Source organism: Pseudomonas sp. ARP3 (assembly GCF_001029595.1).
GTDB classification, from domain to species: Bacteria; Pseudomonadota; Gammaproteobacteria; order Pseudomonadales; family Pseudomonadaceae; genus Aquipseudomonas; species Aquipseudomonas rhodesiae.
On record NZ_LEKF01000008.1, the window covers coordinates 61,718 to 84,751 of the forward strand.

Here is a 23,034-nt window from a genome sequence, read left to right on the forward strand (position 1 = left end):
CGGATGCTAGCAGTGTCGGCGATGGAAGCAACCATTCAAGATTTTGCTGGATGTTTATACAGTTAAATTGCTGCTGGCCGCGGATGTGGTTCCACGCCTAGACTTTGTCGATCTTCAGTACAGGAACAGCCCGTGACCTCCATTTTCTGGTACGACTATGAAACCACCGGCATCAATCCGCGCAGTGATCGACCTCTTCAGGTAGCCGGAATTCGTACGGACCTCGAACTCAACGAGATCGGCTCTGCGCTCAATATTTATTGTCAGCCCGCCGACGATATCCTGCCTCATCCCGCCGCCTGTGCGATCACCGGTATCACCCCGGCGATCCTGGCGCAAAAGGGCTTGGCCGAGGCCGACTTCATGACCCGTGTACACGCCGAGCTGGCCGCTCCTGGGACTTGCGGCGCAGGCTACAACACCTTGCGGTTCGATGATGAGATGACGCGCTACAGCTTGTATCGCAACTTTTTCGACCCTTACGCCCGCGAGTGGCAGGGCGGTAACAGCCGCTGGGACCTGATCGATGTGGTGCGCACCGCCTACGCTTTGCGCCCGGACGGTATCGAGTGGCCGCAGCAGGACGGGCGCGTGACGCTCAAGCTGGAACGCCTGACTGCAGCCAATGGAATCGATCATGGCCAGGCCCACGATGCGTTGTCCGATGTGCGCGCCACTATTGCTCTGGCACGGTTGGTCCGCGAGAAACAGCCCAAGCTCTATGATTGGCTCTTCCAATTGCGTAGCAAGCAACGGGTGATGGATCAGGTGCGCCTGTTGCAGCCGATGCTGCACATCTCCGGGCGGTTCTCCGCCGAGCGTCATTATTTGGGCGTGGTATTGCCTTTGGCCTGGCATCCGCGCAACCGCAATGCGTTGATCGTCTGCGACCTCGGGCTCGATCCGCAGGGGCTGCTGGACCTGGATGCAGAGACCTTGCGTCAACGCCTTTACACCCGCCGGGATGAGTTGCCCGAAGGTGAGCTGCCGGTGCCGCTCAAGCTGGTGCACATCAACCGCTGTCCAGTGGTTGCTCCGCTGAGCGTGCTGCGGGCCGAAGACCGTGAGCGCCTGCAACTGGACTTGGAGATCTGCCAGGCGCGGGCGCTGCGGCTATCTGACGCACAAGAAGTTTGGTGCGATAAGTTGGCGGCCATTTATGCGCAGGAAGAATTTTCTTCGACGACAGATCCGGAACAGCAGCTGTATGACGGTTTTATCGGTGATCGTGATCGGCGGTTATGTGAACAAGTCCGCCTGGCTGAGCCTGCTCAATTAGCGCGTCAGCAGTGGCCGTTCGATGATCAGCGGTTGCCTGAATTATTGTTCCGTTACCGTGCGCGTAACTTTCCCGACACCCTGAACAATGAGGAGCAACAGCGCTGGAAACTCTTCTGTCAGCAACGATTGTCCGACCCTCAATGGAGTGCGCCAATTACCTTGGATGCATTTAAGCAGGCCAGTCAGGAGTTGGCTGTAAATGCGACACCGTTTCAGCAGCAGGTGCTGGTGCAGTGGCAGGAATATGCTGATGCTTTAGCGACTCGTGTGAATCTGTAGTCGATTTCGCGCAATAGTGCGTGCAATAAAAAAACGCCAGCAAGCTGGCGTTTTTAATGTGTTGCTTATCTAGCATGGGCCCGGTGAGCTTAGCCCAGCAGGGTAGCCCAGCCTTCAACCACGTCACCGCCCCACTTGGCTTTCCACTCTTTCAGCGTTTTGTGGTTGCCACCTTTGGTTTCAATCACTTCGCCGTTGTGCGGGTTTTTGTATTGCTTGACCTTGCGCGCACGCTTGGTGCCGGTAGTTTTCACGGCGCCGCGAGGAGCTTTAACTTTCGAATCCGGATCCAGCAGCGCGATGATGTCACGCAGGGATTTGGAGTATTCGCCCATCAGGGTGCGCAGCTTGCTTTCGAATTCCATTTCACGTTTCAGGCTGCCATCTTTTTCCATTGCTGCCAATTGGGCTTGCAGCTCTTTGATGGCTTCTTCTTTAGCACGGTATTGGGTGATCAGAGACATATGGCTACCTTATGTAGAGCGCTGATTGACAGGGATAATGGCCCAATAATAGTCAGGCGGTTTGTCCAAGTAAACATTTAAGCATGCATTTATGTGAATTACTTTGAATGTTTGTAGTGATGCCCTGCAATCGACTTAATTACAAGGGCGCAATGCTACATATCAATCCCGCGAATTCTTGACGGCGCTCCAGATGTAGCCCTTGATTCATATAAGGGTGGTAAAACCATAGGGCATTAAGGGGCAAAGCCAGGCCGACCATCAGAATAAACGTTAACCAATACTGCAGTTTTTCTTCGCAATCGCTAGAATGGCGGCCTTTGCGAAGTTCTGGAGTTCCCCCCTAATGCGCACTTTTCGGCTGGTGATTGCTTGCCCGGACCGGGTCGGCATCGTTGCCAAAGTCAGTAACTTTCTGGCCTCCCATAACGGTTGGATCACCGAGGCGAGCCATCACTCGGATAACCTCAGCGGTTGGTTCTTCATGCGTCACGAAATCCGTGCCGACACGCTGCCCTTTGGTCTTGAAGCCTTCCGCGAGGCCTTTGCGCCGATCGCAGAAGAGTTTTCGATGACCTGGCAGATCACCGACACCGAGCAGAAGAAACGCGTGGTGCTGATGGCCAGCCGCGAATCCCACTGCCTGGCGGACCTGTTGCACCGCTGGCACAGCGACGAGCTGGACTGCGAGATCGCTTGTGTGATCTCCAACCATGACGACCTGCGCAGCATGGTCGAGTGGCATGGCATCCCTTATTACCATGTGCCGGTCAACCCGCAGGACAAGGAGCCGGCGTTCGCCGAAGTGTCGCGCTTGGTCAAGCATCATGACGCCGATGTCGTGGTACTGGCGCGTTACATGCAAATCCTGCCGCCGGAACTGTGCCGCGAATATGCCGGCAAAGTCATCAACATCCACCATAGCTTCCTGCCTTCGTTTGTCGGGGCCAAGCCTTACCATCAGGCGTCCCTGCGGGGGGTGAAGTTGATTGGCGCAACCTGCCACTACGTCACCGAAGAGTTGGACGCTGGTCCGATCATCGAGCAGGACGTGGTGCGCGTCAGCCATAGCGACAGCATTGAAGATATGGTGCGGTTTGGTCGCGATGTCGAGAAGATGGTTCTGGCCCGTGGCCTGCGCTACCACCTCGAAGACCGCGTATTGGTGCACGGCAACAAGACCGTTGTGTTCTGATTCAAGCGCGCGGATTGAATATCGAAGGGTCTGGGCGTTAAATCGTTCCAGGCCCTTTTTATTTATCCGCACGTCAGGACTGCACCATGACCGACCCACTCGATAAAGCCACCTCCAAAGCGCCTGCGACGTTGGGCGAGGGATGCTTGAGTCGGTACGATCCTGATGCGCTGGATGCCGAAGACGGTACCGAGTTTCCAGGGGCGGCTCAGTTGTGGGAACAGATGCAGGAGGCAGAGAAGCTGCCCGCTTCTGATCAGCAAGATTCTTGAGCACTCGTCCCGTCGCCATGGCGGGGCATTACGGCTGGGTTGCGAGCCAGTCCACTTTGGTCAATGGCGTACGCCCCGTCTGCAGTAGGTGTTGCAAGGTATCGAGCCAATAGCGACGAGCACCTTCGTAACGCAGGTCGACCGGATGCACGCCTAGGCGAATGACCGGTGCCGACCGCCAGCGCCGTTGCCTTTGATCGCTGAGATGTTTGGACAGGCTTCGGCGCCAAGCGCTGCGGGCGCTCCACACCAAACCTGGGGCGCCGACGCGGGTAAAGTCGGGCAGCCGATAAAGCTGTTGCGGGTCGCTGGTGTAGTTCAGCGGCAACTGCCGCAAGGCGTCCTTGGTACCCTGGCTCATCAGCCAGGCCGGAGCGACGAACCCATGCAGCGGCCAGTCGTTGCGTCGGAAGACCTCGATGCCGTCGCTTAACCGCTGCAGGGCCTGGGCCTCTGACAACTGGTAAAACTCTCCCTCATGGGTATAGATGCGGCGCATGAACCAATCTTTGGGCGTACGCGGTGGCGGCTGGTCGTCGCTATGGAAATAGCCGTGCAAGGCCAATTCATCGCCCTTGGCCACGCGGCGGTCCAACAGGCGGCGAAATTCGGCGTGGTCGGCCAAGGTGCCGCGATGATGGAAATCCGGAACCACCAACCAAGTGATGGGGATGTCGCCCAGAGCGTCCACCGCCTCCACAAAGGGGCGATAGTCGGACCAGGTTTGCGGGGCCACATCGTGCAATACCAGCACTACCGAACGCCTAACCATGGGCAAGCATCGGTTTGTGGCTATCGAGCACCGCGTAGTAATGGCCCAGCAGGCTCTCGACCACGGTGTCCCACGCATACTGCTGCTCCACATGGCGTCGAGCCTGTACGCCGAGACGCTGAGGATCGCGGCTGAACAACTCGCGCACCGCATCGGCCATCGCTCGTGGATTGTTGGGCGCGCAGAGCAAGCCGCAATGCTCGTCGACGATTTCAGTGAAGGCACCGGCGGCCACGGCGACCACTGGTATGGCGCAGGCCATGGCCTCAAGAATGACCAGGCCGAACGTTTCCTGATCGCCGCCATGCAGGAGGGCATCGGCACTGGCCATTAAACGCGCGACTTGCGATGCCGGCTGGAAGCCGTCAACCACGGTGACATTCTCCGGCACCTTAGCCGGCATGCCGGACCCCACCAGCAGCAGGTGATACCGATCTCCCAAGCGCTTCATGCACTTAAGCAGCACCGGCAGGTTCTTCTCCTTGGAACCGCGCCCGGCGAAGATCAGCAGTCGCGTATCCTCAGCGATTCCCAACTCAGCGCGTAAGCCGGGGTCGCGTACCTGCGGGGTGAACGTCTGCAGGTCCACACCCAGCGGCTGTACAAAGACGTTTCTGACGCCCAACCCCATGAGCTTGTCGGCCATAACCTGACTAGGCGCCAGTACTCGGTCAAAACTCCCATAGAGTTTGCTGATATAGGCTTCAACATTTGGCGTGAACCACGGCCCCATACGGTTGCTTACCAGCAACGGCAAGTCGGAGTGATAAAAGCCGATAACCGGAACATCAAGCTGGCGCCTGGCATCCAGAGCGGCCCAGGCCGTGAGATAGGGATCGCCGACCTCGATCAGATCGGGCTGTAAATCGTGCAGGACATTTCGCCATGGCGTCAGCCGCAGCGGGAATCGATAACCTTTGCCGAAGGGCAGGGCAGGTGCGGGTACCTTGAACACCCCATCCTGTTCGCTCAAGTGGGCGCCAGGGATCAACAGGCTGTGGCGAATGCCCGGCTTGAGCGTCAGGCGCCGGTGCTTGGCGTCCAGGTAAGTGCGTACGCCGCCACTGGCCGGGGCGTAGAACATGGTGATGTCGGCGATATGCACGATGAACATCCCTCCTATCCAGGCTCTCCTAACGTGGACATTAGGCAAGAATAGATGTTCGGTCGGGATGTCGGGTGCGGCGTTTTGCCTTGCTGCCGCCCTGGGAGGCGGTATGAGCCGCTGCCCAGGGCGAGAACTGTCAGATGCGGAAACTACCGACCAAATGCTTGAGCCGTGCGGCCTGTTGCTCCAAGTCGGCGCAGGCGCGCAAGGTCGATTGCAGGTTTTCCACGCCTTCCTGGTTGAGGGTGTTGATCTCGGTGATGTCCATATTGATCGACTCCACCACCGACGTCTGTTCCTCGGTAGCGGTGGCGACCGATTGGTTCATACCATCAATCTCGCCGATGCGCTGGGTCACGCTGTTGAGACGCTCGCCGGCCAGGTTGGCGATTTCCACGCTGTCATGGCTGTGGCGCTGGCTTTCGCTCATGGTGGTCACCGAATTCCGCGCGCCCACTTGCAACTCTTCGATCATGGTTTGCACCTGTTGCGCCGATTCCTGGGTGCGATGGGCCAGGTTGCGTACTTCATCGGCTACCACGGCGAACCCGCGCCCGGCCTCTCCGGCACGGGCGGCCTCAATCGCGGCGTTCAACGCCAGCAGGTTGGTTTGTTGAGAGATGCTGGTGATCACCTCAAGAATCTGACCAATATTCACGGTTTTGCTGTTAAGTGCTTCGATATTGCTGCTGGATGCGCTGATCATCGTAGAAAGGTCAGTCATGGCTTTGATGTTCCGTTCCACCACCTGCTGACCGTCTTCCGCCAACTGCCGCGCATCGCTGGCCTGGCTAGAGGCCTGCGCCGCATTGCGGGCGATTTCCTGGGCGGCTGCACCCAGCTGGTTGATGGCGGCCGCTACGCTATTGGTGCGGTTGGCCTGCTCGTCGGAGTTGACCATCGATGAGTTGGAGGCACTGACCACCCGTAGCGCCACTTCGTTGACATGTTCGGTGGCCGAGGACACTTCGCGAATCGATGTGTGAATCCGCTCCACGAAGCGGTTGAATGCATTACCCAGAGTGCCGAATTCATCGTGATTCTGGATGGTCAGACGTCGTGTCAGGTCACCCTCGCCGTCGGCGATATCCTGCATCGCGCGGGTCATCACATGCAGCGGTTGCAGCAGCACGCGGATCAGCATGCCAAGCAGAGCGATGATGATGGCCACCGCAATGAGGGTGGCGATCACCGCCGACGTGCGGAACTCGCTGAGCATGGCGAAGGATTTGTCTTTATCCACCGAGATACCCAAGTACCACTGCACTGACGGCAAGCCTTTGATCGGCGTGAAGGTCAAGATGTTGTCTTTGCCGTTGGCTTGGACTTCGCTGAAGTCGCGGCTGATCTTGGGTGTATTTTTCGGATACAGATCGGCCAGGGTTTTCATCACCAGGGTTTTGTCCGGGTGCACCAGCACTTTGCCGTCGGCGCTGACCAGGAAGGCATAGCCCATGCCGCCGAAGTCCAGTGCGCCAATGGTATCCACCAGGGTTTGCAGGCTCAGGTCGCCGCCGACCACGCCGATGCTTTGGCTGCCCTTGCTGCTGGGGGTGGCGATGGAAATGATCAATTGCCCGGTGGCCGCGTCGATATAAGGCTCAGTCAGGGTTGAACCGTTGCTGCTTTGCGCGCCTTTGTACCAGGGGCGCACACGTGGGTCGAAGCCATCTGGCATTTTGGTGTCGGGGCGGATGGTGAACGCGCCCTGGCTGTCGCCCACGTAGGTGGCCATGAAGGAGGACGTCAGGGCTTTCTGTTCCAGCAGGCTGGCGACGACACCCGGTTCCGGGTTGATCGCGATGTTCTGGGCGGCGTTTTCGACCAGGGCAATGCGCCCGGTCAGCCAGGTTTGGATGTTGCTGGCGGTGACATCGCCCATTTCATGCAGGTAATTGTTCAGATCGTCGCGAATGGCGTTGCGCTGCAAGTAGTCGTTGTACAGCGTGAATAATGCAAAAGCGGCGATGACGATAAGGGAGGCCGCAAGCAGGATTTTGTGGCTGAAACGCAGATTTTTATTCATGGCTTGTAGGGTCCGCTAAGGTCTTTATATCCAAAGCGCGTCCTCATGGGATGCGCGAAATGACAGTAGGAAAAAAGGTGTGCTATTTGTTGTCGCAGTTCCGTGGTCCCTGTGGGAACTATCTGACCTATTTTTCGACTTTATGGGTCTCACTCTGTCTGTATCGACCTTGCCGCATTAAAGATTAACCATGGGTGACGAAATGCCTGACTCCACGCAACTTCTTATCGGCGCTGACCTGTCCGGCGATCCTATTGCCCAGGCCATGCGCCTGGCTAACCGCCACGGGTTGATTGCCGGCGCTACCGGCACGGGCAAGACCGTCACATTGCAGCGCTTGGCCGAAGCCTTCAGTGATGCGGGGGTTGCGGTATTTGCCGCAGACATTAAGGGCGACCTGTGTGGCCTGGGCGCGGCGGCAAACCCTCAGGGCAAGGTGGCCGAGCGTATCGCCGGCATGCCCTTCCTTAATTACACCGCTAAGGCTTATCCGGTAACGCTGTGGGACATCCACGGTCAGTCCGGTCATCCTTTGCGCACCACTATCAGCGAAATGGGCCCGTTATTGCTCGGCAGCCTGCTGGAACTCACCGACAGCCAGCAATCGGCGTTATACGCGGCGTTCAAAGTGGCGGATCGCGAAGGCTTGCTGCTGCTGGATCTGAAAGATCTGAAGGCGCTGCTCAACCACCTGCGCTATCACCCCGAGCTGTTGGGCGAAGACGCGGCGCTGCTGACCACCGGCTCTAGCCAGGCCCTGTTGAGGCGTCTGGCGGTGCTGGAACAGCAGGGTGCCGAAGCATTATTTGGCGAGCCGGCGTTGCAGCTTGAAGACATCCTGCAACCCAATGCCGATGGGCGCGGCCGCATCCATCTATTGGATGCCAGCCGCCTGGTGCATGAGGCGCCCAAGGTGTACGCGACATTCCTGCTGTGGCTGTTAGCCGAGTTATTCGAGCAACTGCCGGAGCGCGGCGATGCGGACAAACCGCTGCTGGCGTTGTTCTTCGATGAAGCGCATTTGCTGTTCGCCGACACACCCAAGGCCTTGCAAGAGCGTTTGGAACAGGTGGTGCGGCTGATTCGCTCCAAAGGGGTAGGGGTGTACTTTGTCACACAATCCCCAGGCGACCTGCCCGACACCGTGCTCGCACAACTGGGCCTGCGGATTCAACATGGATTGCGGGCGTTCACCACCAAGGAGCAGAAGTCCCTGCGGGCGGTGGCGGAGGGCTTTCGACCCAACCCGGCGTTTGACGCTTTGTCGGTGTTGACCGAGTTAGGTACGGGTGAGGCATTAGTAGGCACCTTGCAGGAAAAAGGCACGCCGGAAGTCGTCCAGCGCGTCTTGGTGGCGCCGCCGCAATCGCGGATCGGCCCACTGAGCGAGGTAGAGCGCGCAGCGCTGGTCGCCGCGTCGCCCCTACAGGGTCGCTACGATAAACCGATTGATCGCGAGTCGGCCTATGAGGTGCTGATGGCGCGCAAAGAGCTGGGCCCGACCGAAGGCGCCGGCCAGGCCGCTGAAACGCCGAGTTTTACCGACAGGGCAGGGGCGTTTCTCGGCACGGCGGCAGGTAAGGCGCTCAAATCGGCTATGCAGCAGGCGGCCAATCAGATGGGGCGGCAGTTGGTGCGAGGGTTGCTCGGCTCGCTACTGGGGGGCAGCAAACGCAAATAGACGGTCAGGGTTTGGGCTTGGCGTGGGCAGCCAACCGCTCAAGGGCGCCGCGCAAACCCGGATCGCGGATCCCCTCGGCCGTGGCCTGAATGCTCTCGGCCGCGTTCACCGACAGGTCGTGCGAGTGCACGGCAGTACTTGGCTGGACAGTCGGCGGTTGTACTTTGAACTGGATGCGCGTCAGGTTGGCGAATTCATCGAACGCCATCAACTGACGCTGCAGGCGTTTTTGCTGATAGCGCAAGCGAGTGGCCCAATGGCCATCAGTCACGATCAGCAGCAGATTGCCTTCGCGCCAAGAGGCGACACGGCAGTGCTCGCGCGCAGCCGGTTGCAATTGGCTTTCCAGCAGACGTTGCAACAGGCCCAAGCGTTGGGCATGGCCGAAAATGGCTTTCAACGGTTTGGCTTCGCGAAGCAACACGCCGGGGGCGCGGGCGGCGACAGGGCGAAATGCCATGATTGGACACCTTAAGTAACAGAGCCGCCATCTTAGCAGAAAGCGTCGGCCGGCCCTCAGGCCCTGCGTCGACGACACTTAGCCAACGAAATCAATCGGTAACTTCTGCGCCCGATGGGTTGAAGTTCGCGTAAAAGCCCTTATTTTAAACAAGCCCTCTCACCGCCCCATGCCTGCATCGGGGAACAACGCCACTTTCCTCACCCACGATTCCGGGTAGAATGCGCGTTCGCATGCGGCCGTGAGGGCTGCTCGGGCCACTGACGGTGCGCCCTCCATCCCTATGTGTGGAAGAACCTGCCGATATGTTTGCGCCTTTGTTAAAGAAACTTTTTGGAAGCAAGAATGAGCGCGAAGTCAAACGCATGCTCAAGACGGTGCAGCTGGTCAATGCCTTCGAAGAGCAGATGGTTGCCCTTTCGGACGAGCAATTGCGCGCCAAGACCCAAGAGTTCAAGGCCCGCATAGCCAAAGGTGAAACCCTCGACAAACTGCTGCCCGAAGCCTTTGCGGTTGCCCGTGAAGCCGGAAAGCGCGTCATGGGCATGCGCCACTTCGACGTCCAGTTGATCGGTGGCATGACCTTGCACGAAGGCATGATTGCCGAAATGCGTACCGGTGAAGGCAAGACCCTGGTAGCGACCCTTGGCGTTTACCTCAACGCGCTGTCCGGCAAGGGCGTGCACGTTGTGACGGTGAACGACTACTTGGCTCGCCGGGACGCCAATTGGATGCGCCCGCTGTATGAATTCCTCGGCCTGACCGTCGGCGTTGTAACGCCGTTCCAGCCGCCGGAAGAAAAACGCGCCGCCTATGCCGCCGACATCACCTACGGCACCAACAACGAATTCGGTTTCGACTACCTGCGCGACAACATGGCGTTCAGCATGGAAGAAAAATTCCAGCGCGAACTCAATTTTGCCGTGATCGACGAAGTCGACTCCATCCTCATCGACGAAGCCCGTACGCCGCTGATCATCTCCGGCCAGGCCGAAGACAGCTCGCGCCTGTATACCGAAATCAACAAGCTGATTCCGCGTCTGACCCAGCACATCGAAGAAGTGGAAGGCGTGGTGACCAAAGAAGGTCACTTCACCATTGACGAAAAGACCCGCCAGGTCGAACTCAATGAAGCCGGTCACCAGTTCGTCGAGGACATGCTCACCCAGATCGGCCTGCTGGCCGAGGGCGAGAGCCTGTACTCGGCGCATAACCTGGGCCTGTTGACTCACGTCTACGCCGGTCTGCGTGCTCACAAGCTGTTCCACCGCAACGTCGAATACATCGTGCAGGACGGCCAGGTCGTACTGGTTGACGAACATACCGGCCGTACCATGCCGGGTCGCCGTTTGTCCGAAGGTTTGCACCAGGCCATCGAAGCCAAGGAAATGCTCAACATCCAGGCGGAAAGCCAGACGTTGGCGTCCACCACGTTCCAGAACTACTTCCGTCTGTACAACAAGCTGTCCGGCATGACCGGTACGGCCGACACCGAAGCGTTCGAATTCCACCAGATCTACGGTCTTTCGGTGGTGGTCATTCCACCGAACAAGCCATTGGCACGTAAAGACTTCAACGACCTGGTGTTCCTGACCGCCGAAGAGAAATACGCGGCGATCATCAACGACATCAAGGACGGCATGGCCAAGGGCCGTCCGATCCTGGTGGGTACCGCCACCATCGAGACTTCCGAGCATGTGTCCAACCTGCTCAATAAGGAAGGCATCGAACACAAGGTGCTCAACGCCAAGTTCCACGAAAAAGAAGCCGAAATCATCGCCCAGGCCGGTCGCCCAGGCGCACTGACCATCGCCACCAACATGGCCGGTCGTGGTACCGACATCCTGCTGGGCGGCAACTGGGAAGTGGAAGTAGCGTCCCTGGACAACCCAACCCCTGAGCAGATCGCCCAGATCAAAGCCGATTGGCAGAAGCGTCATCAGGCGGTACTGGAGTCCGGCGGTCTGCAAGTGATCGCTTCCGAGCGTCATGAATCGCGCCGTATCGACAACCAGCTGCGTGGCCGTGCCGGTCGCCAGGGTGACGCCGGTTCGAGCCGTTTCTATCTGTCCCTCGAAGACAGCCTGATGCGCATTTTCGCTTCGGATCGGGTGAAAAACTTCATGAAGGCCCTGGGCATGCAGTCCGGTGAAGCCATTGAGCACCGCATGGTGACCAATGCCATCGAGAAGGCACAGCGCAAGGTTGAAGGGCGCAACTTCGACATCCGTAAGCAACTGCTGGAGTTCGACGACGTCAACAACGAACAACGTAAAGTGATCTATCACATGCGTAACACGTTGCTGGCCGCCGACAACATTGGCGAAACCATCGCCGATTTCCGCCAGGACGTGCTCAACGCCACCGTCAGCGCGCACATTCCACCACAATCGCTGCCTGAACAGTGGGATGTGGCCGGTCTGGAAGCTGCATTGAAGAGCGACTTCGGTGTGGATCTGCCGGTCCAGCAGTGGCTCGACGAAGACGACCACCTGTACGAAGAAACCCTGCGCGAAAAACTGATGGCCGAGTTGCTCGCCGCGTACAACGAGAAAGAAGAGCAGGCAAGTGCCGAAGCACTGCGTACCTTCGAGAAGCAAATCGTATTGCGCGTGCTGGACGACCTGTGGAAAGACCACCTGTCGACCATGGATCACCTGCGTCACGGCATCCACCTGCGTGGCTACGCCCAGAAAAACCCGAAGCAGGAGTACAAGCGCGAGTCGTTTACCCTGTTCTCCGAGCTGCTGGATTCGATCAAGCGCGATTCGATTCGCGTGCTCTCCCACGTCCAGGTACGCCGCGAAGACCCAGCCGAGGAAGAAGCACGCCTGCGCCAGGAAGCGGAAGCCTTGGCCGCGCGCATGCAATTCCAGCACGACGAAGCGCCAGGCCTCGATCAGCCGGAAGCGTTGGGTGAAGAGGTCGAAGTGGCCTTGGCGCCAACGCCGGTTCGCAATGAGCAGAAGCTGGGCCGCAACGAGCTGTGCTGGTGCGGTTCGGGCAAGAAGTTCAAACACTGCCACGGCGAAATCAACTAAGATTTTTGCCTGACGCTGCAGCACCCCGCGCCGCGACCGGCCTTTGCCGTCGCGGCGTTTTGCCATTAATTCCCACCGTCGATAGCGACGGCACAGACATCACCTTATTTTAGGAGCGCATTCATGGCTGTTGGTCTTGGTCCTTTGCCCACATTGCACCCGGTTGCCGGTTTTGAACTCGGCATCGCTTCGGCCGGTATCAAGCGCCCGGGCCGCAAGGATGTGGTGGTGATGCGCTGCGCCGAAGGCTCGACGGTGGCAGGTGTGTTTACTCTCAATGCGTTTTGCGCCGCGCCGGTGATCCTGGCCAAGCAACGCGTTGCCGGGCCGATCCGTTACCTGTTGACCAACACCGGCAACGCCAACGCGGGTACCGGTGAGCCTGGCCTGGTGGCCGCCGCGCGCACCTGCGCCAAGCTGGCCCAACTGACCGGCGTGGACGCCAGCCAGGTGCTGCCGTACTCCACGGGTGTGATCGGCGAGCCTCTGCCTGTGGAAAAAATCGAAGGTGCCCTGCAAGCGGCGCTGGATGACCTGTCTGTGGATAACTGGGCCGCGGCCGCCACTGGCATCATGACCACCGACACCCTGCCAAAAGGCGCGAGCCGTCAGTTCGTGCACGACGGTGTGACCGTAACCGTGACCGGTATCAGCAAGGGCGCGGGCATGATCCGACCGAACATGGCGACCATGCTGGGCTACATCGCCACCGACGCCAAGGTTTCGCGCAGCGTGCTGCAGAATCTGATGCTGGACGGTGCCAACAAGTCGTTCAACCGCATCACCATCGATGGCGACACTTCGACCAACGACTGCTGCATGCTGATCGCCACCGGTAAGGCTGATCTGCCGGAAATCACCGAGGCCAGCGGCGCTTATTTCGCCGCCCTCAAGCAAGCAGTGTTCGAAGTGTGCATGGACGTGGCCCAGGCCATCGTGCGTGACGGCGAGGGCGCTACCAAGTTCGTTACCGTGCAGGTCAACGGAGGCGGCAACCATCAGGAATGCCTGGATGTCGGCTACACCGTGGCCCATTCGCCGCTGATCAAAACCGCGCTGTTCGCCTCGGACCCGAACTGGGGACGTATCCTGGCCGCTGTTGGCCGTGCCGGTGTGCCAGACCTGGACGTGAGCAAGATCGACGTATTCCTCGGCGACGTGTGCATCGCCAGCCGTGGTGCCCGTGCTGAAAGCTACACCGAAGCCCAGGGTTCGGCGGTGATGCAGCAGGAAGAAATCACCATCCGCATCGAGCTGGGTCGCGGCGATTGCAGCGAAACCATCTGGACCACCGACCTGTCCCACGAATACGTGAAAATCAACGCGGAATACCGCACCTGATAGCCGGAGGACACACACGGTGAAACGCGTGCATGTAGCAGCAGCAGTGATCCGCGGCGCCGACGGCAGAATCCTGCTGGCGCGACGTGCCGACACCCAACACCAGGGCGGCCTCTGGGAGTTTCCCGGAGGCAAGGTGGAGGCCGATGAATCTGTCGCCGCCGCATTGTCCCGCGAGTTGCAGGAAGAGTTGGGTATCCAGGTCACCACGGCGCGACCGCTGATCAACGTGCAACATGACTATCCGGACAAGCAGGTGTTACTGGATGTCTGGGAAGTCTCGGCCTTCACCGGCGAGCCCCATGGCGCCGAAGGGCAACCGTTGGAGTGGGTGGCCCCGCGGGATCTGCTCAACTATGAGTTCCCGGCGGCCAACGCGCCGATCGTTGCGGCCGCACGGTTGCCGGCTGAATACCTGATCACCCCCGGCGAGCTGGACGCCGCGCCCCTGTTGCGCGGTATCCAAAAAGCCATCGCCGGTGGGATCAAGCTGGTGCAACTGCGTGCGCCTAATGGCTACGACCCCAAATACCGTGACCTGGCGGTGGATGCGGTGGGGCTTTGCGCCGGCAAGGCGCAATTGATGCTCAAAGGGCCGTTCGAGTGGCTGGGGGATTTCCCTTCCGCCGGCTGGCACATGACCTCGGCCCAACTGCGCAAATATGCAAGCAAGGGCCGCCCTTTGCCGAAGGATCGCTGGTTGGCGGCTTCGTGCCACAACGCTGAAGAACTGGCGTTGGCTGAATTGATGGACGTGGATTTTGTCACCCTGTCGCCGGTTCAGCCGACCCAGACCCATCCCGATGCGCAGCCATTGGGTTGGGAGCAGGCGATGGAATTGATCCGTGGGTTCAACAAGCCGGTATATTTGCTGGGTGGGGTCGGGCCTGCGGAGCGGGAGCGGGCTTGGGAAGCCGGTGCCCAGGGTGTGGCGGGTATCAGGGCGTTCTGGCCGCAGGCTTGAGGTTGCTCCGGCGGGCCTTATCGGGGGCAAGCCCCCTCCCACATTGGAATGTTTTTACAGATCAAAGGTGGGAGGGGGCTTGCCCCCGATAGGCCCTCCCGGTCACCGAATCATGATCAATGGGGCTTCGCCGCAGCCTGCCACAAAACCTCCGCGACACCCTGGCGCTTGGCGATCACCCGCGCTGCCACAAACAGCAGATCCGACAAACGATTGATATACGCCAACCCCACGCCTTCCAGCGGCTCGATAGCATTCAGGTGCTGACACCGTCGCTCGGCACTGCGGGCCAGGCTTCGGCACATATGGGCCTGGGCAATCAGCGCGGAACCACCCGGCAAGATAAAGTTTTCCAGTGGCCCGACTTCTTCGTTCCAACGATCGATCGCTGCTTCCAGGCGATCCACTTCCGCCGCATTCAACGCTTTGTACACCGGCATCGCCAGCTCACCACCCAGGTCGAACAGCCGATGCTGGCAAGGCGCGAGCACTTCGATCACATCATTGAGCGCCGGATGCTGCCCGCTCTGCTCTTCAAGGCCGGCCAGCAGTAATCCCAACTGGCTGTTCAGCGTATCGACTTCGCCAATGGCTTCGACACGTGGGTGGTCCTTGGGAACGCGGCGGCCGTCGCCCAGGCCGGTTTCACCTGTGTCGCCGGTGCGGGTATAGATTTTCGACAGGCGAAAGCCCATGGTCATTGCTCCAGTGGGGTCAGTTCGTGGGCCGGCAGTTGGCTGCCGGCCAAGGGGAGGCGCAGGGTAATACAGGTGCCTTGGCCAAGGGTGGACTGCACTTCCATCTGGCCTTTGTGGTTGTTGGTGATGATGAAGTACGACACCGACAGCCCCAGCCCGGTGCCCTGGCCGATTTCCTTGGTGGTGAAAAAGGGCTCGAACGTGCGTTTGCGCACGTTTTCGCTCATGCCGATGCCGTTGTCTTCCACCTGGATCTCGGCCCAGGGCGGATTCAGGCGGGTGCGCAGGATGATGCGGCCCGGCTCGCGGTCATCCTCACGCAGGTGAATGGCTTGAGCTGCGTTTTTCAGCAGGTTGAGCAGCACCTGTTCCAGTTCGTTGGCAGTACCGGGTACCGGGCCCAGTTGCGGATCGAACTGACGGATGATCGCCTGGCCCTTGAAGTCAAAGCCGATGGTCAAGTCGAAGTCATTGCCGGCAATTTCCACGGCCTGATCGATCAGCGCCGGCAAATCGCAAGGGGCCATCTGTCGATTGCTGCGGCGGCTGAAACTGAGCATATGGGTCACGATCTTCGCCGCCCGCGCGCCCGCTTGCTGGATGCCATCGAGCAATTGCGGCACTTCGCGGCTTTGCAGGTAACGGTTGACCATGGCCAGTTCGACGCCGACCTGTTCGGCGTGTTCAAGGTTCTTGGGCAAGTCCGCGGACAGGCGGCGGCGGATGTTCTGCACGTTGTGCAGGATCGCCCCCAGCGGGTTATTGATCTCGTGGGCCATTCCGGCGGCAAGCCCGCCGACGGAGAGCATTTTTTCCGACTGCACCATCATTTCTTCAAGGGACAGGCGCTGGGTGATGTCATCGATACGGATCACGACGCCACGACCGGCACCGCCTGTCAGCGGGTAAAAGGTCAGAGCGTAATGTTTGGGCTCATCGTCCTTGACCCAGGTCACCCGTTCGATGCGCTCCACGGTGTGTTGCTCGACCGTGGCCTTGATCTGCGGCAGGAACGGTTTGAGCGGCTGAAAGGCCAGGTAGATCGGCTGGTTCAAGGCTTCATCCAGCCGCGTACCGGAAAGTGCGCTGGCTTCCTGGTTCCACTGGGTGACGTAGAGCTGTTCGTCCAGGGCAATCAGCGCCGAAGGCATCGAGTCGATGATGCTGTTGAGGTAATTCTGGAAACCGGTGAGTTTTTTCTCGATCTTGCTGCGTACCTGGACTTCCAATTCCAGTTTGCGATTGGTATGACGCGTCTCTTCCGCCAGGCCTTGGGCTTGATCGTAGGCGGCCTGGGAATCGTCGCGGGCACGCTTGAGTTGTTGCTCGCGGGCTTCGATGCGCGAAAGCATGGTATTGAAGGCTTCGGCCAGGCTGCCGATCTCATCGTGATTGCCACGCCGGGCGCGCAGGGAATAGTTCTCTTCCCGGGTCACTTGGCGCGACAGTTCTTCCAGTTCGTGGATCGGTTTTGTGATCAGGCGTTTGATCTGACGCGCGATGACCAGCCACAGCAGCACACTGAAAATCAGGATGCCAAGGCTGGCGGTCAGCGTACCGGTGTAAAACGCTACAGGCAGTTCGCTACTGGCGACCAGCAGCAGATGCCCGGATGGCTGCCCAGGGCGGGGCAGGGTGATCACTTGGTTAGTGCGAAACTCAGTCACGCGCCAGGCTTCGATATGCCTGTAATTGTCCGGCAGGTGCAGGCGATCACCGTGTTGCATCTGTGCCAGGCGGTTGCCTGCGCTGTCATATAAAGCGGCGGCGCGCAAAGGTGAGTAGCTGGTCAACTCATTGAGCAGGGCATTGGCCTTTTCGGGAGATTCGAGCGCTTCGGCGGCCAGCGCCGGGTTGGAGACCAGTCGCCCGATAGCCTGCAAGGCCTGGGGGGCCATGCTTTCCTGGGAGATCCAGTAGGCGGCGCTGATAAAGGTCAGGTTGGCCACCAGCAGGACGGTGGTCAGCAGCACCAGCAAGGCCGCCAGCAGTTTCTGCCCGACCGGTAGGTTTTCTAGACGCTGGCGCAGCGGCATCAGGGTTTTTCCAGGAGATAGACAGGCGGGCAGGGTAGCGCGTGGTTCAGTCGCGGGGCAATCCGCGCGCGCGCAGCTCGTCGACCAGACGCTCGTGCAACTGCTGCAAGTGAGGCAGCTTCAATTGATGACGGGCTGCCGCCTGGCAAGCATAGCCCAACAGATAGCTGATTTCGGTGCGTCGGGCATTGGCGACGTCCTGATACATGGACGAATAGTTGGCGGCAGTGGCGTGAATCACCCGCTCCACTTCATCCTGTAAATCCAGGGCTGCGGCAGGCTGGCCAGCGCATTCCAGCAGTTCGCTCAACTCCCCACACAAGGTTGCCACTTCACAGCGATGGTTTTGCAGGCCACCGTTACGGCATTGGTAAAGCACGGTCAGTGGGTTGATCGCGCAGTTGAGCGCCAGCTTGCGCCACAGGCGCGTCAGGATATCGGTGCTCCAGGCGTGGGGGATGCCGGCGATGTGCAGGTCATCCAGCCAGAGCGGGGGCGTCGGGTGGCGGGCGTCTCCCAGCCAGGTGTAACCATGGCCGGCGAATACCACGCGCCAGTCGCCGTCGCGGAAAGCACCCTCGGTGCTGGAGGCAAAGATGCAACGCGCCAGGGGCAACTGCGCGGCCACCGCGTCCTGACTGCCCAGGCCATTCTGCAGCAGAATTAACTCGGCATCCGGTACCAGGCGCGGTTGCAGCTGTGCGATTGCCGCTTGGGCGTCGTAGGCTTTGCACGCGACCAGAAGGCGACGGATCTGCGTCGGGCTGTCGGGCGTTTCGCCAATCACCGGGTAGGTATGTGCTTCACCATGCTCCACCAGGGTCAGCCCGTTGCCCGCCTGATAACTGGCCAGGCGCGTCTCGTCGCGCAGGATCAAGCGCACAGGCACGCTCGCGCGCGCCAGCCGTGTGGCCCAGAGTGTGCCCAGGCTGCCGGCGCCGAGAATATGCCAGGTGGTCGACATCAGTTTGTACTCCGCAAGGTCGCTCACAGTGAACGGGACGAAAGAACCGCTATAATGCCCCGGCATTTTAGCTCGGGCGCGCTCCATCTCTACTGAACCCGCCCCTTATATTGGAGAAATCACATGCCTTCGTTCGACGTGGTATCTGAACTGGACAAACACGAAGTCACCAACGCCGTCGAGAACGCCGTCAAGGAGCTGGACCGTCGCTATGACCTGAAGGGCAAGGGCAGCTTCGAATTCAAGGAAAAGGAACTGACCGTCAACCTGACCGCTGAAGCCGATTTCCAGCTGGAAGCGATGATCGAGATCCTCAAGCTGTCCCTGGTCAAACGCAAGATCGACGCGCAGTGCCTGGAAATCAAGGACGCCTACGCCTCTGGCAAGCTGATGAAGCAGGAAGTCATCCTCAAAGAAGGTATCGACAAGGAGCTGGCGAAGAAAATCGTCGCGCATATCAAGGACGCCAAGCTCAAGGTCCAGGCCGCCATCCAGGGCGAGCAGGTACGCGTCACCGGTAAGAAGCGTGACGACCTGCAAGAGGCCATCGCGGCCCTGCGCGCCAAGTCCTTCGACATGCCGCTGCAGTTCAATAACTTCCGCGACTGATGGCTGCCTGGGGAACCCAAGGGCGTTTTTGACGTCCCACCCCCCAATAATTGCGCCTACTCTTGAGCCCTACGGGGCTCAATTGCTTTAAGCGCCGACCGTCCATAAACAGGAGAACAGCAATGGACTTGAACGCTGAAGTAGATCGTCTGGTCAAGACTTCCCAGTCCTGGATTCCGATGATCATGGAATACGGCAGCCGGGTTTTGCTCGCCGTTATCACCCTGGCCATCGGCTGGTGGCTGATCAATAAATTGACCCATCGCGTGGGCCGTTTGCTGGCGGTACGCAACGCTGACCTGGCGTTGCAGCATTTCATCACCAGCCTGGCGAACATCGTGCTCAAGGTGATGCTGATTGTCAGCGTGGCCTCGATGATCGGTGTAGAAACCACCTCCTTCGTCGCCGCTATTGGTGCCGCCACCCTGGCCATTGGTCTGGCGTTGCAAGGCAGCCTGGCGAACTTTGCCGGTGGGGTGCTGATTCTGCTGTTCCGCCCGTTCCGCATCGGCGACTGGATCGAAGCCCAAGGTACCTCTGGCACCGTCGACAGCATTCAGATTTTCCACACGGTGCTGCGTACGGGCGACAACAAAACTGTCATCGTGCCGAATGGCATCCTGTCCAACGGGATCATCACCAACACCAACCGTCAACCGACCCGCAAGGTGGTGTTCGACGTCGGTGTGGACTATGAAGCCGACCTGCAGAAAGCCCGCGACGTTCTGCTGGAGCTGGCCAAGGACCCACGCGTACTGGAAGACCCAGCCGCTGTAGCCGTGGTTTCCACCTTGGGGGATAGCTCGATCACCGTTTCGCTGCGCTGCTGGACTAAAACGGCGGATTATTGGGATGTGATGTTTATGCTCAATGAATTCGCACGTGACCGTTTGAAAGCGGCGGGGATTGATATTCCATTTCCGCAGCGGGTTATTCGTGTAATGCAGGAAGCGGCGCCGAAGTAATAAAAAGAGCGAAAGTTTAACTTGGCCATTCGGTCAGGTTAAACGTCTCACCTTAATCTCGTTAGTTAGCTTGCTAGTTATTTTTCCGATGTAATAATTTTGCAAAAAAAAGCCGGCCTTCTGGAAACAGAAGGCCGGCTTTCTATTTTACGGCCGAGGCCTTAAGTCATCGTTGTAATTAAACCGACAATTACAAGATGTTCAGCGGGTATTGCGCGATCAGACGCAGTTCGTCGAGAGAGCCCGAGTAAACCTGATCAGACGAGCGATAGGTCGCTTGACGTACGCGCAGGCTCAGGTCTTTGGCTGGACCGCTCTGGATCACGTATTTGGCTTCGATATCGCGTTCCCACTCTTTACCATTGTTAGTGGTCGAGGTGTTGGCGCCAGTACCTTTCACATAACGAGTCATGAAACTCAGGCCTGGGATGCCAAAGGTCGCCATGTTCAGGTCATAGCGAGCCTGGTAGGACTTCTCGTCTTCAGCGTTGAAGTCGGAACGGGCGATGGAGTTGGCCAGGAAAATCGTGCCGCCGCCGTCTACGCCGTAACCGTACTGGCCGTCGCCGCTGACCTTCTGTGCTGCCAGGGTGAAGGTGTGAGCGCCAATGGTGTACGCGCCTTGCAGGCTGAACGCACGGTTGTCGAGCTTGGTGGTGCTGTCTTTGTCAGCACGTACCAGGCCGGCGCCGTCGCTCTTGGTGTCGTAGATGTTGAAGTCGACAGCCACGGACTGGTCGTCGCTGAGCGCGTGGGTCCAGTTCACGTTGGCGTAGATCTTCTTCCAATAGTCTTCCACTTTGGAGTAGTAGAGGCTGGTGGTGACCTCAGGGGTCCAAGAGTACACGCCGCCCAAGAAGTTGGCATCGCGCAGGCCGCGTTTCGAGCCTGGTTCAGAGCTGGCGATACTGTCGCGATAGGTTTGATCCTGCGCAACGATCGAGGTGAAATGACCGGCTTCCAGTTTCAGATCTTTGATTTCGTTGCTGGTGATGGAAACGCCCTGCGGCAGTTCCGGCAGCAGGCGGCTGTCATCGGAGGCGAATACTGGGGCGGTAGTGTATTGATCACCAACCTTCAGGACGGTGTTGGAAATACGGAATTTCACGGCAGCGCCGGCTTTGGAGTAGTCATCTTGCGAACGACCGTCGGACCCTTCTGGGAAAAGGCCGGTACCTGCACGACCTTTGCCGCTATCGAGCTTGACGCCCAGCAGGCCGATGACATCAACACCAACACCGATGGTGCCTTGGGTGTAGCCTGAGCTGAACAGACCATGGAAGCCCAGACCCGTTTCTTCGATACGGCTTTGCTCAGCATCGTGGTTACGGCGGTCACGGCTGAAGTACAAAGCACGCGTCAGAATGCTTGCTGTACTGTCTTCGATAAAACCCTTGGAATCGTCCTGGGCGGACGCCATTGCGAACTGCGAGGTACCGGCTGAAACAGCCAGTGCGATCATGCTCCACTTCATCACGCGCATCGTGATTTGCTCCTTTGGTTTTCGGAAGAGTACTGCCGTCCCACCTGTATTTTTATCTGGGCGGCTCTTTCTTTTTTGTGTCGGCGCAAAGTTATATCACGCAGACCCTATTGACGATACTTACCCATCTTTCCTTTCAGCTTCTTTACGAGGCTGTCGTAAATTGCTAGCTCCATGTCGCAAATTCACAGCCCAAAATGTATCTGGACTGACAACTTCAATACTGTTTCAAAACTCCCTTAGAAGTTCGAATGCATCCTTGACCCGTACTGACTCGCTGTTGTTTTTTATCGCGAAACACCGGTTTCCGAACCCGTGTCGTTGCCGACGATGTGGGTGTGAATGCAACAAGCGTGCTCAAAGCGGTAACCCAATGTCATTTTTTCGTGAAAAAAGTTCCGCAGCTGTAAAAACCGCATAAACACAGGCTTTTTACGCCGTTTGGTTAGGGCTTGACCTCTCTGTGGAATGCCTGTTGCCAGGTGTAAAAAATCCGTTCATGTGTGAAGCGTTACCGGTTCACCCCGATAAGTGGGTAATCGGCGGATCCCTTTGAGGCACGGGTGAGTCATTTTGGTGCGTCTCGGCAGGGCCCGTTCTAGCGTAGCTCAAATATTTACCTGCATCGAAAGGGTGCAGGTTTTTTGGCCGGTTGCCTCGAGGGCTTATCTTCAATCGTTGTGAAGCGGCCGGCATTCGAAGGTATGCTGGGGCCTGATTCTGACTTGCCGAATGGAGTGCCCGCGGTGTTCGCCCTAGATCAACGCCTGCAACAAGACACACTGGTCATCGGGGACTTCCCGTTATGCCGCCTGCTGCTGTCCAATGACTCGAACTACCCCTGGTTTATCCTGGTCCCACGCATCAACGGTATCAGCGAGGTGTTTCACCTGGATGTCGCAGATCAACAAAAGCTCTGGGAAGAGACGACCGGTCTGGCGCAGTTGCTCAACGATGGTCTGGGCGCGGATAAAATGAATATCGGCGCGCTGGGTAACGTCGTCAGCCAGTTGCATGTGCATGTGATCGTGCGCAAACGCGACGACACCGCCTGGCCTGCTCCGGTATGGGGCAAGCATCCGGCTCGTCCTTATACGGAAGAACAGGTGGTGGCCTTGCGTGCGCGTCTGCGCGAGCTGCTGCCTGCCGATTTCAATTTTGCCCAGGACTGAATCATGGACTTGCAAGACCGTGTTACCGACCTGGAAAGCCGCCTGGCCTTTCAGGATGACACCATCGAGACCCTTAACGACATCCTGGTCACCCAGCAACGCGCGGTCGAGCGTCTGCAGCTGCAGATAGCCGCGCTGCTCAAGCGTCAGGAAGAGATGGGCGGCCAGTTCGAAACGTCCGAAGAGGAAGCGCCACCGCCTCACTATTAAAGAGGGGCCATGA

The 23,034-nt window shown here is 58.8% G+C and carries 20 protein-coding genes and 1 pseudogene; 11 read left to right on the top strand and 10 right to left on the bottom strand.

Annotated elements, in window-relative coordinates; translation table 11 throughout:
- The first annotated feature begins 132 nt into the window (after window positions 1–132).
- Window positions 133–1,560, top strand: a complete 1,428-nt coding sequence (sbcB, locus tag ABX75_RS11655; protein WP_047881982.1) for an exodeoxyribonuclease I — start codon at window positions 133–135, stop codon at window positions 1,558–1,560.
- An 89-nt stretch (window positions 1,561–1,649) separates the two neighbouring features.
- On the opposite strand, the gene mvaT is transcribed toward sbcB, so the two are convergent.
- Window positions 1,650–2,024: a histone-like nucleoid-structuring protein MvaT gene (gene mvaT / locus ABX75_RS11660; RefSeq protein ID WP_034100216.1), complete on the bottom strand. Its 375-nt coding sequence runs from the start codon at window positions 2,022–2,024 to the stop codon at window positions 1,650–1,652.
- A gap of 346 nt (window positions 2,025–2,370) precedes the next feature.
- On the opposite strand from mvaT, the gene purU reads away from it, so the two are divergent.
- The gene (gene purU / locus ABX75_RS11665) at window positions 2,371–3,219 is read left to right on the top strand and encodes a formyltetrahydrofolate deformylase (RefSeq protein ID WP_034100214.1); all 849 of its coding nucleotides are present in this window, start codon (window positions 2,371–2,373) and stop codon (window positions 3,217–3,219) included.
- Window positions 3,220–3,305: 86 nt separating this feature from the next.
- A complete protein-coding gene (locus ABX75_RS11670) occupies window positions 3,306–3,491 on the top strand; it encodes a hypothetical protein (protein WP_034100212.1) in 186 nt (61 codons plus the stop codon).
- 28 nt (window positions 3,492–3,519) lie between these two features.
- Here the strand turns inward: ABX75_RS11670 and ABX75_RS11675 are convergent, their stop codons facing one another.
- From ABX75_RS11675 to ABX75_RS29980, 4 genes and pseudogenes are all read right to left on the bottom strand, one after another.
- Window positions 3,520–4,263 (bottom strand): DUF2334 domain-containing protein, encoded by a 744-nt coding sequence (locus ABX75_RS11675; protein WP_047881983.1) that lies wholly within the window; start codon window positions 4,261–4,263, stop codon window positions 3,520–3,522.
- On the bottom strand, window positions 4,256–5,377 hold the full coding sequence (locus ABX75_RS11680) for a glycosyltransferase family 1 protein (protein WP_034100208.1): 1,122 nt from the start codon (window positions 5,375–5,377) through the stop codon (window positions 4,256–4,258). Before ABX75_RS11680 ends, ABX75_RS11675 begins: the two co-directional genes overlap by 8 nt.
- 130 nt (window positions 5,378–5,507) lie before the next feature.
- Window positions 5,508–6,272, bottom strand: a complete 765-nt coding sequence (locus ABX75_RS29975; protein ID WP_371263989.1) for a methyl-accepting chemotaxis protein — start codon at window positions 6,270–6,272, stop codon at window positions 5,508–5,510.
- Between the two features lie 93 nt (window positions 6,273–6,365).
- Window positions 6,366–7,397, bottom strand: a pseudogene (locus ABX75_RS29980) (cache domain-containing protein); the annotation flags it as partial.
- A gap of 202 nt (window positions 7,398–7,599) precedes the next feature.
- Here ABX75_RS29980 and ABX75_RS11690 point away from each other — a divergent pair.
- Window positions 7,600–9,078 carry a helicase HerA-like domain-containing protein gene (locus ABX75_RS11690; RefSeq protein WP_047882010.1) on the top strand — a complete coding sequence of 493 codons (1,479 nt, stop codon included), beginning with the start codon at window positions 7,600–7,602 and terminating at the stop codon, window positions 9,076–9,078.
- Window positions 9,079–9,082: 4 nt separating this feature from the next.
- Here ABX75_RS11690 and ABX75_RS11695 read toward each other — a convergent pair whose 3' ends face one another.
- On the bottom strand, window positions 9,083–9,538 hold the full coding sequence (locus ABX75_RS11695) for a DUF721 domain-containing protein (RefSeq protein WP_034100204.1): 456 nt from the start codon (window positions 9,536–9,538) through the stop codon (window positions 9,083–9,085).
- A gap of 305 nt (window positions 9,539–9,843) precedes the next feature.
- Here ABX75_RS11695 and secA point away from each other — a divergent pair, with 305 nt between their 5' ends.
- The 3 genes from secA to ABX75_RS11710 all read left to right on the top strand — a co-directional run bounded on the left by secA (window position 9,844) and on the right by ABX75_RS11710 (window position 14,884).
- The gene (gene secA, locus ABX75_RS11700) at window positions 9,844–12,579 is read left to right on the top strand and encodes a preprotein translocase subunit SecA (RefSeq protein WP_034100202.1); all 2,736 of its coding nucleotides are present in this window, start codon (window positions 9,844–9,846) and stop codon (window positions 12,577–12,579) included.
- A gap of 123 nt (window positions 12,580–12,702) precedes the next feature.
- Window positions 12,703–13,920 carry a bifunctional glutamate N-acetyltransferase/amino-acid acetyltransferase ArgJ gene (gene argJ, locus ABX75_RS11705; protein ID WP_034100200.1) on the top strand — a complete coding sequence of 406 codons (1,218 nt, stop codon included), beginning with the start codon at window positions 12,703–12,705 and terminating at the stop codon, window positions 13,918–13,920.
- 19 nt (window positions 13,921–13,939) lie between these two features.
- Window positions 13,940–14,884, top strand: coding sequence for a Nudix family hydrolase (locus tag ABX75_RS11710; RefSeq protein WP_034100198.1), 945 nt, complete (start codon window positions 13,940–13,942; stop codon window positions 14,882–14,884).
- A gap of 116 nt (window positions 14,885–15,000) precedes the next feature.
- On the opposite strand, the gene ABX75_RS11715 is transcribed toward ABX75_RS11710, so the two are convergent.
- Genes ABX75_RS11715 through ABX75_RS11725 form a run of 3 tightly spaced genes read right to left on the bottom strand, consistent with a single transcriptional unit; the run spans window position 15,001 to window position 18,582 of the window.
- Window positions 15,001–15,579, bottom strand: coding sequence for a cob(I)yrinic acid a,c-diamide adenosyltransferase (locus tag ABX75_RS11715; protein WP_034100196.1), 579 nt, complete (start codon window positions 15,577–15,579; stop codon window positions 15,001–15,003).
- A 2-nt stretch (window positions 15,580–15,581) separates the two neighbouring features.
- Entirely contained in the window at window positions 15,582–17,618 is a 2,037-nt protein-coding gene (locus tag ABX75_RS11720; RefSeq protein ID WP_034114978.1) for a PAS domain-containing sensor histidine kinase, read from the bottom strand.
- A gap of 46 nt (window positions 17,619–17,664) precedes the next feature.
- Window positions 17,665–18,582 (bottom strand): putative 2-dehydropantoate 2-reductase, encoded by a 918-nt coding sequence (locus ABX75_RS11725; RefSeq protein WP_047882011.1) that lies wholly within the window; start codon window positions 18,580–18,582, stop codon window positions 17,665–17,667.
- A 123-nt stretch (window positions 18,583–18,705) separates the two neighbouring features.
- On the opposite strand from ABX75_RS11725, the gene ABX75_RS11730 reads away from it, so the two are divergent.
- A complete protein-coding gene (locus ABX75_RS11730) occupies window positions 18,706–19,191 on the top strand; it encodes a YajQ family cyclic di-GMP-binding protein (protein WP_034100192.1) in 486 nt (161 codons plus the stop codon).
- Between the two features lie 122 nt (window positions 19,192–19,313).
- Window positions 19,314–20,156: a mechanosensitive ion channel family protein gene (locus ABX75_RS11735; protein WP_034100190.1), complete on the top strand. Its 843-nt coding sequence runs from the start codon at window positions 19,314–19,316 to the stop codon at window positions 20,154–20,156.
- Between the two features lie 190 nt (window positions 20,157–20,346).
- Here the strand turns inward: ABX75_RS11735 and ABX75_RS11740 are convergent, their stop codons facing one another.
- Window positions 20,347–21,639: an OprD family porin gene (locus tag ABX75_RS11740; protein WP_034100188.1), complete on the bottom strand. Its 1,293-nt coding sequence runs from the start codon at window positions 21,637–21,639 to the stop codon at window positions 20,347–20,349.
- A 746-nt stretch (window positions 21,640–22,385) separates the two neighbouring features.
- Between ABX75_RS11740 and ABX75_RS11745 the strand changes: the two genes are divergently transcribed.
- Both ABX75_RS11745 and ABX75_RS11750 read left to right on the top strand, forming a co-directional pair.
- On the top strand, window positions 22,386–22,811 hold the full coding sequence (locus ABX75_RS11745) for an HIT domain-containing protein (protein ID WP_047881985.1): 426 nt from the start codon (window positions 22,386–22,388) through the stop codon (window positions 22,809–22,811).
- Window positions 22,812–22,814: 3 nt separating this feature from the next.
- A complete protein-coding gene (locus ABX75_RS11750) occupies window positions 22,815–23,021 on the top strand; it encodes a SlyX family protein (protein WP_034100184.1) in 207 nt (68 codons plus the stop codon).
- The last annotated feature ends 13 nt before the right edge of the window (window positions 23,022–23,034 follow it).